Source organism: Marinobacter gelidimuriae (genome assembly GCF_000372805.1).
Taxonomy (GTDB): Bacteria; Pseudomonadota; Gammaproteobacteria; order Pseudomonadales; family Oleiphilaceae; genus Marinobacter; species Marinobacter gelidimuriae.
The window spans coordinates 15,331-29,367 of sequence record NZ_KB889827.1 but is presented as its reverse complement, the minus strand read 5'-3'; the positions used below and the strand labels follow the sequence as shown (position 1 = coordinate 29,367).

General features: G+C 56.3%; 16 protein-coding genes. 11 read left to right on the top strand and 5 right to left on the bottom strand.

Annotated features, from left to right (window positions below; all coding sequences use genetic code 11):
• Positions 1-3: 3 nt before the first annotated feature.
• Positions 4-711: a uracil-DNA glycosylase gene (ung, locus tag A3OI_RS0100135; protein WP_018402336.1), complete on the top strand. Its 708-nt coding sequence runs from the start codon at positions 4-6 to the stop codon at positions 709-711.
• A gap of 30 nt (positions 712-741) precedes the next feature.
• On the opposite strand, the gene A3OI_RS18950 is transcribed toward ung, so the two are convergent.
• From A3OI_RS18950 to nadB, 5 genes are all read right to left on the bottom strand, one after another.
• Positions 742-1,116: a hypothetical protein gene (locus tag A3OI_RS18950; RefSeq protein ID WP_018402335.1), complete on the bottom strand. Its 375-nt coding sequence runs from the start codon at positions 1,114-1,116 to the stop codon at positions 742-744.
• Positions 1,117-1,222: 106 nt separating this feature from the next.
• Positions 1,223-2,275, bottom strand: a complete 1,053-nt coding sequence (gene ygfZ, locus A3OI_RS0100125; protein ID WP_018402334.1) for a CAF17-like 4Fe-4S cluster assembly/insertion protein YgfZ — start codon at positions 2,273-2,275, stop codon at positions 1,223-1,225.
• Positions 2,276-2,306: 31 nt separating this feature from the next.
• A complete protein-coding gene (locus tag A3OI_RS0100120) occupies positions 2,307-2,765 on the bottom strand; it encodes a hypothetical protein (RefSeq protein ID WP_018402333.1) in 459 nt (152 codons plus the stop codon).
• Positions 2,749-3,021 carry an FAD assembly factor SdhE gene (locus A3OI_RS0100115; protein WP_007350845.1) on the bottom strand — a complete coding sequence of 91 codons (273 nt, stop codon included), beginning with the start codon at positions 3,019-3,021 and terminating at the stop codon, positions 2,749-2,751. Before A3OI_RS0100115 ends, A3OI_RS0100120 begins: the two co-directional genes overlap by 17 nt.
• A 55-nt stretch (positions 3,022-3,076) precedes the next feature.
• Positions 3,077-4,681: an L-aspartate oxidase gene (gene nadB / locus A3OI_RS0100110; protein ID WP_177313665.1), complete on the bottom strand. Its 1,605-nt coding sequence runs from the start codon at positions 4,679-4,681 to the stop codon at positions 3,077-3,079.
• 138 nt (positions 4,682-4,819) lie between these two features.
• Here nadB and rpoE point away from each other — a divergent pair, with 138 nt between their 5' ends.
• From rpoE to era, 10 genes are all read left to right on the top strand, one after another.
• Positions 4,820-5,509, top strand: coding sequence for an RNA polymerase sigma factor RpoE (gene rpoE / locus A3OI_RS0100105; protein ID WP_018402331.1), 690 nt, complete (start codon positions 4,820-4,822; stop codon positions 5,507-5,509).
• An 11-nt stretch (positions 5,510-5,520) separates the two neighbouring features.
• A complete protein-coding gene (locus A3OI_RS0100100) occupies positions 5,521-6,090 on the top strand; it encodes a sigma-E factor negative regulatory protein (protein WP_018402330.1) in 570 nt (189 codons plus the stop codon).
• Between the two features lie 30 nt (positions 6,091-6,120).
• Positions 6,121-7,191, top strand: a complete 1,071-nt coding sequence (locus A3OI_RS0100095; RefSeq protein ID WP_018402329.1) for a MucB/RseB C-terminal domain-containing protein — start codon at positions 6,121-6,123, stop codon at positions 7,189-7,191.
• Complete coding sequence (locus A3OI_RS0100090) at positions 7,188-7,667, top strand: SoxR reducing system RseC family protein (protein ID WP_018402328.1); 480 nt, start codon at positions 7,188-7,190, stop codon at positions 7,665-7,667. Before A3OI_RS0100095 ends, A3OI_RS0100090 begins: the two co-directional genes overlap by 4 nt.
• An 84-nt stretch (positions 7,668-7,751) precedes the next feature.
• Positions 7,752-9,224 carry a DegQ family serine endoprotease gene (locus A3OI_RS0100085; RefSeq protein ID WP_018402327.1) on the top strand — a complete coding sequence of 491 codons (1,473 nt, stop codon included), beginning with the start codon at positions 7,752-7,754 and terminating at the stop codon, positions 9,222-9,224.
• A gap of 131 nt (positions 9,225-9,355) precedes the next feature.
• A complete protein-coding gene (lepA, locus tag A3OI_RS0100080) occupies positions 9,356-11,158 on the top strand; it encodes a translation elongation factor 4 (RefSeq protein ID WP_018402326.1) in 1,803 nt (600 codons plus the stop codon).
• A gap of 71 nt (positions 11,159-11,229) precedes the next feature.
• Positions 11,230-12,009: a signal peptidase I gene (gene lepB, locus A3OI_RS0100075; RefSeq protein ID WP_018402325.1), complete on the top strand. Its 780-nt coding sequence runs from the start codon at positions 11,230-11,232 to the stop codon at positions 12,007-12,009.
• A gap of 26 nt (positions 12,010-12,035) precedes the next feature.
• Positions 12,036-12,425 carry a DUF4845 domain-containing protein gene (locus A3OI_RS0100070; protein ID WP_018402324.1) on the top strand — a complete coding sequence of 130 codons (390 nt, stop codon included), beginning with the start codon at positions 12,036-12,038 and terminating at the stop codon, positions 12,423-12,425.
• Positions 12,422-13,111 carry a ribonuclease III gene (gene rnc / locus A3OI_RS0100065; protein WP_018402323.1) on the top strand — a complete coding sequence of 230 codons (690 nt, stop codon included), beginning with the start codon at positions 12,422-12,424 and terminating at the stop codon, positions 13,109-13,111. The genes A3OI_RS0100070 and rnc overlap by 4 nt, the downstream gene beginning before the upstream one ends.
• Positions 13,111-14,028 carry a GTPase Era gene (gene era / locus A3OI_RS0100060; protein ID WP_018402322.1) on the top strand — a complete coding sequence of 306 codons (918 nt, stop codon included), beginning with the start codon at positions 13,111-13,113 and terminating at the stop codon, positions 14,026-14,028. Before rnc ends, era begins: the two co-directional genes overlap by 1 nt.
• The last annotated feature ends 9 nt before the right edge of the window (positions 14,029-14,037 follow it).

Below are 14,037 nucleotides of genomic sequence, written 5' to 3'. Positions count from 1 at the left end.
GCGATGACACCGCTGCAGGGGCTGGCGCAGCAACTGCTGCCCGGCCGCGGTTGGTCGGAACGGCTGGCAGAAGAGTTCCGGCAGCCGTACATGGCGTCTTTGGCGCCGTTTTTAGCAGCAGAGGAAGCGGCGGGTAAGAATATTTACCCACCGGCGCGCCAGGTATTTAACGCGCTGAACAGTACGCCGTTGGGACAGGTGAAAGCGGTGATTCTGGGGCAGGACCCTTACCACGGGCCGGGCCAGGCCCACGGTTTGAGCTTTTCGGTGTTGCCCGGTACCCGTACGCCGCCATCGCTGGTTAATATGTTTAAGGAAATTCGCAGTGACCTTGGCATAGAGCCGTCAGCGCACGGGTGTTTGCAGGCCTGGGCTGACCAAGGCGTATTGCTGCTGAACAGCGTCTTAACCGTCGAACAGGGCCGTGCTGGTGCGCATCAAGGTATGGGCTGGGAAGAATTTACCAACTCTGTGATCGCAGCAGTCAATGAGCAGGACCAGGGAGTGGTGTTTATGCTCTGGGGCAGTTACGCCCACAAAAAGGGCCGCGGTATTGATCACCAAAAACATCGGGTACTGGAGGCGCCGCATCCATCACCCCTGAGCGCCTATCGCGGCTTTTTAGGTTGTCAACATTTTTCCCGGGCCAATCAATGGCTGGGTGAGAGGGGTCTTGGCGCTATTGACTGGGCGCTGCCCCAGCGCCCCTGATGTTCCCCGCGTTGGCTTTCCCTGCTCTCGCTACTGCAGCATCGCCATGGCGGCCGCCATCTGGGCATCCAGGTTTTCATCGTCACTTCCTTCAGGATCTAGCCCAAGCCGTTCGAACGCGCTAATGGTGCTCCAGTCCATCTGAGCCCAAGGGTGATCGGTTCCGGCAACTCTCTGCAGAGTCGCTATCATCACCAGATCGCTGTAATCAGCCTTGGCAGGGCTGCGGTCGAACTGGTTATAAAGTAACGGAACATCCTGCAGGTCAGCGGGGAAATTCCAGCGCTTGAGGATAATGGCGCCAATCCGCGGGTGCAGTTCAGCAATGATTTCATCCAGCACAATGCCGCTGATTTTGATGGCGGTAATCACGTCGTTCTTGATGGTGTCAGCGATGTTCGACATAGGGTGATCGAGTCCGGTTAAGCGATGAAGCGCGGGCCTGTGGCCTGTTGGGTATCCGCATCGTGACACTAGTTTATAGCAAATTCGGCGGCGCTTGCCTGTCACATTATGTATCTGCCGTCTTCTGCGGCTGTTCGCGTTCCGGCACGGCGTACGCCAGTGGGCACAGCTGTATCTTGGCATCGGCGCTGTTTGCCAGTGTTAGCGGACCATTTGCAGCGTCATGGCGAATGACCGCCAGTAAATGATACTGCTGCGGCCCGGTCTGCAAGGTATTGACCACTTCGCCCACGTTGCGTTCGCCATTGCTGATAGCGTCGCCAACGGCCGGTGCTGCATCGGCGGTAACGGCCAGCCGGTAAAGGCTCTTTTTCAGCTGCCCGAGAAAGTGCATGCGCGCAATAACTTCCTGGCCGGTGTAACAGCCTTTCTTGAAGTGGACGCCTCCCAAATGTTGCCAGTTCAGCATTTGTGGTACGTAGGCGCCGGCGGTTGCGCTGGTCAGCCATGGCACCCCGGCGGCAATTTGTCCGGCTTGCCAGGTAGCCAGGCTGCATTGACGTTTGGTTTGGAGTACATCGGGTAAGGCGCCGTCCGGTGACCAGAGCTCATAGCGCGCAGGGCCTTCGATGGAAGGCTCGAGCAAAATCAGATGGCCGTGCCCAGTGGCCAGGGTGTCTCCGGGTTGCCGCAGATCGGTGACTAGCGCAGCCTGTTCACCAGCAACCGCCTGCGCCAGTTCACTGCCAAAGATGCCGATGATTTTGCTGTCATCCAGGCGGGCCATGGTGGTGCCGCGAAACAGCATCAAATACTTGCGCAGCTCGGCCTCAGTGGCATCCGCCAGCTCGCGGCTAAAGTCCATCAGAATAGCGTCATCGTGGCGCACCATACGCACCAGGGCGTAGGCCCGGCCTTTGCGATTACTGGCGGCTGCATGCAGGGACTTACCCGCGATGACTTCGCTCACGTTCTGGCTGAACTGGCCTTGCAAAAATTTATCGGTGCCAGCTCCACTGACCGTCAGCATCAGGCGGTCATTCAGCTCTGCCCAGTTGTTTTCTGGCAGTGGTTGCTCTGCTATCGCGTTTGCAATGGAGTGGGCAATAGAGTGTGCAGTGGGGTTGTCAGCCGACAGGGCTGTGGTGTTATCGCTCATTACAAACTCCGCAAAACAAATGCAAATGGGGTCAAACGTTGGCGGGCATAGGTTTTTGCCCGAGCCTCAGCCACAGGCGCAAACGGCGCGCATCGTCTGAGGGCAGGTTGCCACGGCCGCCGCTGAGCAGCAATACCGTTGTGTAATAGCGGTTGCTGTGGGCCTGGCGTAATTGCAGAACACTGAAGCGGGCGCCGATGCGGCTGCCAGGGCCCGGATTGACGGCGACCGCCGCGCTGTCGTGGTGTAAGGCCCACAGTTGGCCGTCATGAAGGCGCAATCCGACCACGCAATGTTGCCCTAGCAGCAAGCCGTGGCTGCGAACGGCATGAAACGCACCAACGGCAGCTAAAGGAACCATCGTCAACAGCCACACATGGCCGTCAGTGGACAGTAAACTCACAAAACCCGCTAGCACCAACCAGGGTAGGGCGGCGATAGCACCCACCAGCCCGGTTGGGCGCAGTCTGATATCAATCCGGCTGGACACGTTTCAGAATAACCTCAACGATGCGCTGCAGGTCCGGGTCGTCAGACTTGTTGCGTTGCATAAACCACTCGAACATGTCGCTGTCTTCACACGTCAGCAGTTTTTCATAGCAGGCTTGGTCATTTGGGTTCAAATCACAGTAGGCCTGCTCCAGAAACGGCACCAGGAGATTATCCAGTTCCAGCATACCGCGGCGGCTGTGCCACCATAAGCGCTTGAACTCGGGAGAGTTTGAGGTGATTTGGGTTTCAGACATATCGCATCCTGTCAGTTTTGGGTTTGGTGCTACCTGGTATCACCCCTATGGGGTGTCAGGGTTCAGAGGTACGGTACGTGGTGGGTACCAATAGGGTGTCACGGGCTTCTGCCTGCAGCCCCGGATAATCCAGGGTGTAGTGAAGGCCACGGCTTTCGTGCCTTTGCAGCGCGGAACAGATAATAAGGTCTGCCACGGTAACCAGATTGCGCAGTTCCAGCAAATCGTTGGATACCCGGTAATTACTGTAAAAATCGCCAATTTCCCGAGACAGCAAATCGACCCGGTGCTTGGCACGCTGCAAGCGTTTCGTGGTGCGAACTATGCCGACATAGTCCCACATAAAATGGCGCAGTTCGTCCCAGTTGTGGGAAATGACTACGTCTTCATCAGAATCGCGAACCTGGCTTTCATCCCACTCCGGAACATCTGGCACGGCCGGTATGTCGGCTTCCCGGCGGGTAATGTCTTCCGCGGCAGCGCGGCCATACACCAGGCATTCCAGCAGAGAGTTGCTGGCCATGCGGTTGGCACCGTGCAGGCCGGTAAAAGCGGCTTCGCCGACCACGTAAAGCTGGTTGATATCGGTTCTGGCGCGTTGGTCGCTAATGATGCCACCACAGGTGTAATGAGCAGCTGGTACCACTGGAATTGGCTCGCAGGTGATATCAATGCCATAGGTCAGGCAGGTTTCGTAAATGGTCGGGAAGTGATGTTTTATAAAATCTGCCGGCTTGTGGCTGATGTCCAGATACACGTGGTCTGCGCCCAGGCGTTTCATCTCGTGATCGATGGCGCGGGCAACAATGTCTCTGGGTGCCAGTTCCGCACGACTGTCGAAACGGTCCATAAAGCGGCTGCCGTCCGGCAACTTCAAATGCCCACCTTCGCCGCGCAGAGCTTCGCTGATTAGAAACGATTTGGCGTGGGGGTGGTACAGGCAGGTCGGGTGAAACTGGTTGAATTCCATATTGGCGACGCGGCAGCCCGCACGCCAGGCCATGGCGATGCCGTCACCAGAAGCACCGTCTGGGTTGGTGGTGTAGCGGTAGGCCTTGGAGGCCCCTCCGGTGGCGATTACCGTAAAGCGGGCACGGATCAATTCAACGTGATTGTCGTCGAGATTCAGCACGTAAGCGCCCACGCAGCGATTGCCAGGCAGCGACAGTTTGCGGTTGGTGATCAGATCTACCGCGACCCGGCCAGACATCAGCGTGATATTGGCTCGTGCTTCGGCTTGGGCCACCAGGGTGGTAGACACGGCCTGCCCGGTAGCATCTGCAGCGTGGATAATGCGGCGATGGCTGTGGCCACCCTCGCGTGTCAGGTGAAAAGCGGCGTTGTTATCGCGAGTGAAGTCCACGCCGGAATCAACCAGCCAGTCAACGCTGGCCTTGCTGTGCTCTACAGTAAAGCGTACAGCGTCTTTGTGGCAGAGGCCTGCTCCGGCGTCCAGGGTGTCCTGAATGTGGTTTTCAACGGAGTCTTCCCCGTCAAGAACCGCCGCAATTCCGCCCTGGGCCCAGAGCGTGGCGCCACTGCTGATGGCCGCTTTGCTGAGGACGCAGACTTGCAAATGGGGCGGCAGATTCAGAGCCACCGTCAAACCGGCAGCTCCACTGCCGATCACCAGTACATCGAACTCGAAGGATTGTGGCATTGGGTTGGTATCACAGGCCATAATGTGGATGTGTATTGAACTAAACTTTGTGCTCGCTGTCCATTTGCCAGAACCGGGAAGTCGCTTTTAAGCGGTCGTTTTTCCCGAATACTCCATTAATGGACGCCGGGCAGCAGCATGATACATTCCATTCTCAAGCAGGCCGAAACTCAGGCCACCGAACCAGCGAGTGCCGGCAAACCGTCCATGACGTCCAGTATCGATCAGACAGCCCCCGACCAGGGCGACAGCCAGACCGACTTGCAGTTGGTGCGCAAGGTACGCAATGGCGACCGCGCTGCATTCGATCTGCTGGTGCTGAAATACCAGTCGCGAGTAGCGTCTATCATCAGTCGTTATGTATTCGACAGCCACGAAGTGATGGATCTTACCCAAGAAACTTTCGTTAAGGCCTTTCGCGCTATTGACCGTTTTCGCGGTGACAGCGCATTTTACACCTGGCTTTACCGCATCGCGGTTAATACGGCTAAAAATTATCTGGAAGCGCGCAGCCGGCGCCCGCAGGGCAGCGCGGATTCGGCGGACGCGGAAAACTACGACGATGGCCAACGCCTGCGGGATATTGCTTCGCCAGAGAAGCTGCTGCAGCGCGACCAGCTACAGCAGGCCTTGAACAAAGCCATAGATGCACTGCCGGAAGAATTGCGTTCGGCGTTTTTGTTACGAGAATATGATGGCCTGAGTTACGAAGACATTGCCCGCATACTGGAATGCCCGATTGGCACGGTGCGTTCCCGTATTTTTCGGGCCCGGGATGCGGTAGACCGCCATCTTGGCCCCTTGCTCAACCATTCTGCAAGCAATTGAGGTTGCATCCCATGGATGATCGTCTCAGAGAAACCCTGTCGGCCATGATGGACGACGAAGCAGACGAACTCGCTGTGCGGCGTTTGCTGTCCTTTTCCGACCAGGATGAGGTGCGCGGCCAGTGGCAACGCTGGCAGCAGATTCACGACCTGATGCATGGCACAGGCGCCGCGGCTGACTCGGTCTCGCCGGCCGCCGATGTCAGTGCCGGTGTTTGGCAGCGCCTTGACGGCGGGGTGCCAGCGTCAGAACACCGTGCGGTAAAGACAATCGGCCGTCAGCGCTGGCACTGGCCCGCGGTGGCCATGATTGCGATGGCGCTGGTGGTGGGTTTTGGCGCGGGTTCGGGCTGGCAAAGCGCCGCTGAGCCGGAGCTGATTGCTGCTCAGGCCTCAGCGGAACCAAACGCGGCTGCAACGGTTGCTTCGGTCAGCGAAGTATCGCTGCAGGGCCTGGATGACAGGCAGCGGCAGCAGATTCACCGTTATCTGCTGGAACACGCCCAGCATAACAGTGTGGGTGCCGGTCGGGGCTCGGTGGGCTATGCGCGCCTGGTCAGCGTTGATGCAGGGGGTTATTAAACCGTGAACGGGCAGGCAGGCACAGTATGGTTGCGTTTTTTCCTGGCCCTTGCGGTTATGGGTTTGTGGATGCCGGCTGCGGCACAGGCGACCGAAGCGCAGCCCCAAACCGCCAATAGCGCAGAAGCGGTCAAGTGGTTGCAGCGCCTGGGCCCGGCCATGAACATGACCTCCTACCGGGGTGTGTTTGTGTACGGCCGCGGCCAGCAGGTGCAGTCCATGCAAGTGGCCCACCGCTACAACGGCAGTATGGTTGAGGAAAGACTGGTTATTCAGGACGGCGGGAGCGGCGAAATTGTGCGTCGTGGCATGGAGGTTATTTGCGTGTTGCCAGCCCAAGATACCGTCACACTAGATGCTATTATTCCCTCCGAGCCGCTGGCTGACTCGTTTAGTGATCAGCTATTGCCTGCGACGCGCTGGTACCAGGCGCAAATGCTGGGAGAGGGCCGCGTAGCAGGCTACGCCGCTGTAAAAATTGCCTTGACCGCTAATGACCCTTACCGCTACAGCTATCGCTTGTGGCTGGAAAAAGACACCGGCCTGCTGGTGAAAAGCCAAACCCGTAACGCCGACGACCAGATCCTGGAGCATTTCCAGTTCACCAGTCTCGATATTACCGATGATATCGCCGATAGCGAGCTGCAGATAGCAACGGCAGACAAGAATCAAACCAGTACCATCAGCCTTGAGCCTGGCAGTTCGGCCACCGAACTGGTGACCCGCCTGCAAGGTTGGTCGTTGGATTGGTTGCCCGCGGGTTTTGAGCCCGCGGCTACGCCGCGATCGGATAAACGCCAGGTGATTGCGTTCAGTGATGGTTTAGCGGCTTTTTCGGTGTTTGTAGAAGACGTTGCAAGCCTGGATATGCCGACAGGTGCATCGCGTATTGGTGCTACCACGGTGTATTTGCGGCCAGTGCAGTCAGACGGGCGTCAGGTATTGATCTCGGTGGTCGGCGAAGTGCCTCCGGTCACCGCCCGTAAAGTGGCAGAGTCGGTGCGTTTTGACAGCGCTGCGGTTGATAGTTCTAATGTCGATGGTGCTAATGCTGATAGCGCCACCGCAAGCCTGATCGAGCATCAGGGCGCAAGCCGGTGATCACCGAAAGCGGCCGGGTGGTAGCGGTGTCTGGCAACACCGTCTGGGTGCAAACCATTCGCCAGAGCGCGTGTCAGAGCTGCACTGTTCGCAGTGGCTGTGGTCAGCGAGTGCTGGCGGCTGCCAGCGGTGGTCGGGCCAATCAAGTGCAAGTTCTGAACAGCCTGCACGCGGGTGTGGGCGACGATGTAACTCTGGGCATTGCGGAACAGGCGCTATTGCAGGCGTCGTTAATGGTGTATGCGTTACCGCTGCTGTTGATGGTCGTTGCGAGCATGGCTGCAAGCCAGCTGGTGCCGGGCAGCGACGGCGTAGCTATCCTGGCCGCTGGCCTTGGCTTGGGTGCGGGCTTTTTAGTCGCAAGGCTATGGCAGCGCCGCATGCCCGGTGATTATCAGCCACACTTAATGAAGGTTAATAAGAACGTCCCTGCCCCAAGCGTTATAATTTCTTCCAACGCTCGTATATTGAAATAACGGGAAGTGCCCTCACACACTCATTTGTTAATACTGTTCGCTGGCTGTTTAGGTCAGCTCAGAACTCATTGCGGGAGTTGCTCAATGCCAAAAATACCCTCGGTTGTGGCTGCCAGGCAGTCCACCAACTTCGTTTCTTTGATGTGGGCTGCGCTGCTGTCCACTAGTCTGATGATACTGCTGATATGGAGCCAAGCTACCCAAGCCCGTGGCCTGCCTGACTTTACCGAGTTGGTGGAAGACAATGCCGGTGCAGTGGTGAATATCAGCACCACCTCGGCAGCGCCGGAAAATACAAGCCGTTTCCAGAATCTGCCTTTTGATGAACGTCAGCTTGAGCAGATGCCAGAATTCTTCCAGGATTTCTTCCGTGGCCCCGGCTCCGGTAATCCCCACGGTGGTCGCGCCCAGCCAACCCAGTCTATGGGATCCGGTTTTATTGTGTCCCGCGATGGCTACGTGCTGACCAACAACCACGTAGTAGAGGGCGCCGACGAAATTATTGTGCGCTTGAACGACCGCCGTGAGCTGCCCGCTCGCATGATTGGCACGGATCCGCGCTCCGATATGGCCGTGCTGAAAATTGAAACCGGTGACGACCTGCCTGTGGTTCAAGTGGGCAAATCGAAAGATTTAAAAGTGGGCGAGTGGGTTTTTGCCATCGGTTCACCCTTTGGCTTTGACTATACCGTCACCGCCGGCATCGTCAGCGCTCTTGGCCGCTCCCTACCTAGCGAAAACTACGTGCCTTTTATCCAGACCGATGTGGCTATCAATCCCGGTAATTCCGGCGGGCCGTTGTTCAACATGGACGGCGATGTGATTGGCATCAACTCCCAGATTTATACCCGTTCCGGCGGCTTTATGGGGGTGTCTTTCGCCATTCCGATCGATGACGCCATGAGCGTATTCCGCCAGATCCGCGACAATGGCAGCGTATCCCGTGGTTGGCTGGGCGTGCTTATTCAGGAAGTGAACCGTGATCTGGCCGAGAGTTTTGGCTTGAAGCGTCCGCGCGGCGCGCTGGTTGCCGAAGTGCTTGGTGGTTCACCGGCAGAAGCCGCTGGTTTGCAGTCTGGTGATATTGTGCTGGCCTATGACGGCGAAGAATTGCAGCTGTCATCTGATTTGCCGCCGATGGTAGGGCGCACGCCGATTGGTGAGTCAGCGCGTTTGACGGTACTGCGTGGCGGCAACGAAATATCTATTGACGTTAAAATTGGCCAGCTTCCGGACGAACGTGGCGCCCAGGCGCAGAGCCCCACAGCCCCGGACGACCGTGCTTCGTCGCTATTCGGCCTGAGCGTTGAGCCGCTGCCGGCGAGCATGACCGATGCTCAGGGCATCAGTGCCGGCGTATTAGTGGCTGATGTTCAGGGTGGCGCTGCTTTCGACGCAGGCATACGCCCCAATGACGTGATCACTGAAATCGATCGCAAAGCGGTGACGTCGGTGGCGGACTTCCGCAACATTGCCGGCAATCTGGTCGACGATCGCGCCGTGCCAGTGCGCGTAGTGCGCCAGGGACGTGCGCTCTATCTGGTCATGAAACCTTAGCATCTCTTCAAACCCGGCCGCCGACAGCCATGGCAATGGCGGCCGGTAAACTGTAAAATTCCGCCGTTGCCGAGTCCGGCAGCGGCCCTTTCCGGGCTCAATCCTGTGTCTTATACGAGTATTCATTGTCTGTGACTGAACTGAGCCGAATCCGTAACTTCTCTATTATCGCCCACATTGACCATGGCAAATCCACACTCGCAGACCGGTTTATCCAGACCTGCGGTGGCCTGACCTCCCGTGAAATGGCGGAGCAGGTGCTTGATTCCATGGATATTGAGCGTGAACGCGGTATTACTATCAAAGCGCAGTGCGTGACCCTGAATTACACCGCTCGTGACGGCCAGATTTACAAGCTCAACTTTATTGATACGCCGGGGCACGTAGACTTTTCCTACGAAGTGTCGCGTTCACTCTACGCGTGCGAAGGTGCGCTGCTGGTAGTAGACGCCGGGCAGGGCGTTGAAGCCCAGTCAGTGGCCAACTGCTACACAGCCATTGAACAGGGCCTGGAAGTGGTGCCGGTGCTGAACAAGATGGATTTGCCGCAGGCAGAGCCGGAGCGCGTAGCCGCCGAGATTGAAGACATCATCGGAATAGACGCCAGCAGCGCTGTACGCTGCTCGGCAAAGAGCGGCATGGGTGTGGAAGACGTGCTGGAAGATCTGATCCAGAAAATTCCACCGCCAACCGGCGATCGTTCGGCGCCGCTGCAGGCACTGATTATCGATTCCTGGTTTGATAACTACTTGGGTGTTGTGTCGCTGGTGCGGGTGACCCAGGGCGTACTCCGAAAGGGCGACAAAATTGTTATCAAATCGACAGGTAAGGCCTGGAATGCGGACAAAGTGGGTATTTTTAACCCAAAACCCCACGACACCAACATTCTGGAAGCGGGTGATGTCGGTTTTGTGATTGCCGGTATCAAAGCCATCCATGGTGCGCCGGTGGGCGACACCATCGTGCACCACAAGTTTGCCGACGAAACCCCTATGTTGCCGGGTTTCAAGAAAATTCAGCCGCAGGTATACGCGGGTCTGTTTCCGGTCAGTTCCGAAGATTACAACGATTTCCGTGATGCGCTTGATAAACTGACGCTGAATGACGCGTCCCTGTTTTTCGAGCCGGAAAGCTCCGATGCTTTGGGCTTTGGTTTCCGCTGTGGTTTTCTGGGCATGCTGCACATGGAAATTATTCAGGAACGGCTGGAGCGCGAGTACGATATTGATCTGGTTACCACCGCGCCCACAGTAATCTATGAAGTGGTTACTAAGCAGGGTGAGACCTCATCGGTAGACAGCCCCTCGAAGTTGCCGGATATTGGCTCCATTGAAGAAATGCGTGAGCCTATTGTGCAAGCCAATATTTTGGTGCCGCAAGAGCATTTAGGGAATGTAATCGCCCTGTGTGAGCAAAAGCGCGGCGTACAAAAAAGCATGCACTTCACCACCAGGCAGGTGCAGCTCACCTACGAGCTGCCCATGGCCGAAGTGGTTCTCGACTTTTTCGACCGGCTAAAATCCGTCAGCCGAGGCTTCGCTTCACTGGATTACCACTTCATTCGGTTTCAGGCCGCCAATCTTGTGCGCCTGGACGTGCTGATCAACGGTGAGCGGGTGGATGCTCTGGCCTTGATTGTTCACCGTGAACTGGCGAATCACAAGGGCCGTCAACTGGTGGAAAAAATGAAAGAGCTGATTCCGCGGCAGATGTTTGATATTGCCATTCAGGCGGCTATTGGCAACCAGGTAGTGTCACGAGTGACGGTGAAAGCCTTGCGTAAGAACGTGACCGCCAAATGTTACGGCGGCGATGTCAGTCGCAAAAAGAAACTGCTGCAAAAGCAGAAAGACGGTAAAAAACGCATGAAGCAAGTGGGTAACGTAGAAGTGCCCCAAGACGCGTTTCTAGCGGTATTGAAAATCGACAACTAGAAAATCGACAAAAATTAGGCGTCTGATAAACAGGCACCTGATAAACAGGCATCTGATAAGTAGGCATCTGAATGGATATCGATTTTCCGCTGATTTTGGTCATTCTGACCTTTGCAACGGGTTTGGTCTGGCTCGCCGACACGCTGTTTTTACGCCCGCGCCGCGCCGCTAAAGCGAGTGCCGTGGCCTCAGAGAAAGACTCGGCCGTAAAAGAGCCTTATCTGGTCGAGCTGAGCCGTTCGTTTTTCCCGGTATTGGCCATTGTGTTGGTTCTGCGTTCGTTTCTGGTAGAGCCATTCCAGATTCCCTCTGGCTCTATGTTGCCTACCCTGGAGGTGGGCGATTTCATTCTGGTAAACAAGTTTGCTTATGGCCTTCGGCTGCCGGTTCTGGGCTCAAAAGTGGTCAGCATCGACGATCCAGGCCGCGGTGATGTAATGGTATTCCGCTACCCTGAAGACCGCAAAACCAACTACATAAAGCGAGTGATTGGGTTGCCCGGTGACCAGATTCGCTACCGCGATAAAACTCTGTTCATAAACGGTGAAAAGGTGGAATCGCGATTTGTGGCGCGTCTGCCGCCCAACGAATACAGGCGCGAACAGCTAGGGGGGGTAGAACACGATATTTTTCTGACCAAGGGCCGTCTGGGTACCGGCGGTGAAGGCGAATGGCAAGTGCCCGAAGGCCACTATTTTGTAATGGGTGACAACCGTGACAACAGTAATGACAGCCGCTACTGGGGCACGGTTCCAGACGACCTTGTTGTCGGCAAGGCCTTTGCCATCTGGATGCACTGGGAGTCGCTGGCCAGCTTGCCATCGTTTCGCCGGGTGGGTGGCTTAGACTAATGGGAAACCTAATGAGGATGCAGGGGATGAACAACAACAACTGGTCAGATATAAACAGGCAGCGCGGCGCATCCGGGTTGGTCATGCTGGTCATGGTTCTGTTTTTTGGCAGTCTGCTGACTATGTTGCTGAAACTTGGGCCAGCGTACATGGATGATTACACCATTCAGAAAGCACTCGAAGGCCTGAACGATACCAAAGGATTGTCAGAAATGGGGCCGGCGGAAGTGCGTTCACACATTAATAAGCGCCTGAGTGTGAACAATGTTCGCACTCTTAGTGCCGAGAGTATTACCGTTGACAAAGACGGTGACCGGGTACTGATTGTGGTGGACTATGAAGTGCGCTCGCCGGTAATTAGTAACATAGACGCCGTGATGCACTTCAAGCACGCTTACGATATGAGTGGCCAATGAGCGTACAGCCCGACCTTGAGCCCTTGCAGCGACGTATCGGTTATCAGTTCAAATCCCAGGAACGTTTGCTGCTGGCTCTGACCCACCGCAGCTTTGGCAATCAGAACAATGAACGCCTTGAGTTTCTGGGTGACTCCATTGTAAACATGGTGATCGCCGAGCATTTGTTCAGGCGCTTTCCCAAAGCCCGTGAAGGGCAGCTAAGCCGCTTGCGGGCGCGCATGGTCAAGGGCGTAACTCTGGCGGAAATTGGGCGGGAGTTTGATTTAGGCTCCTATCTGCGCTTGGGTTCAGGTGAGCTAAAAAGTGGCGGCTTTCGCCGTGAATCCATACTGGCGGATGCGGTAGAGTCCGTCATCGGCGCTATCTATCTGGACAGTGATTTTGTTACCTGTCAGGCCCAGATATTGCGCTGGTTTGATGTGCGCCTGCAGAATCTGGACTTACAGGATACCCAGAAAGACCCGAAAACCCGCCTGCAGGAATATCTTCAGTCGCGCCAGTTTCCGCTGCCGATTTATGACGTTCTGTCGGTTGACGGTGAAGCCCACAATCAGACATTTCACATATCCTGCGCGCTGTCCTCATTGGGGCGCAAAACCACAGGCAGCGGCAACAGTCGCCGCATAGCCGAACAGCAAGCCGCCCGCAATGCCCTGAAAGAACTGGGTGTGGAGAACGATTGATGACGGATACAACCCGCCCGCAAGACCCTGACAGCCGTTGTGGCTTTGTGGCCATCGTAGGGCGCCCCAATGTGGGCAAGTCTACCTTGATGAATCACATACTGGGCCAGAAACTCAGTATTACCTCGCGCAAGCCGCAAACCACCCGTCACCAGGTTTTGGGTATAAAAACCATTGGCCCGGTGCAGGCTGTGTATGTCGACACACCGGGTATGCATGAAGAACAACCACGGGCGATAAACCGATACATGAACAAGGCTGCTACCTCGACCTTGAAAGGTGTCGACGTGGTGGTATTTGTGGTTGAACAGTTGGCCTGGACCACCGCCGATGAACTGGTGCTGGAGAAGCTTTCGAGCTTGAAATGCCCGGTGATTCTGGCGATCAACAAGGTCGACAAGATTGAAAAGCGGGAAACCCTGCTACCGCATCTGGACATGCTGTCGCGCAAGCGCGATTTCGCCGAAATGATTCCCGTCTCGGCCCTGCGCGAGACGAATCTGATACCGCTGGAAGAATGTGTCGGCCGCTTTCTGCCGCAGAGCGTGCACTTTTACCCGGACGACCAGATTACCGACCGCAGCGAGCGCTTTATGGCCTCGGAAATGGTGCGTGAGAAAATCACCCGCCAGCTAGGTGCCGAATTGCCCTATTCGGTGGCGGTGGAAATAGAAGAGTTTAAGCACGATGGTAAAACGCTGCACATATCAGCCGTGATACTGGTTGAACGTGAAGGCCAGAAGAAAATCATCATTGGAGATAAGGGCGACCGCCTGCGCAGCATTGGCCAGGATGCCCGGATCGATATGGAACGCATGTTCGACAACAAAGTGATGCTGCGGCTTTGGGTGAAGGTCAAACGCGGCTGGGCCGACAGTGAACGGGCTTTGAAAAGCCTGGGCATGAACGACTTCTGAGTCTGCCAT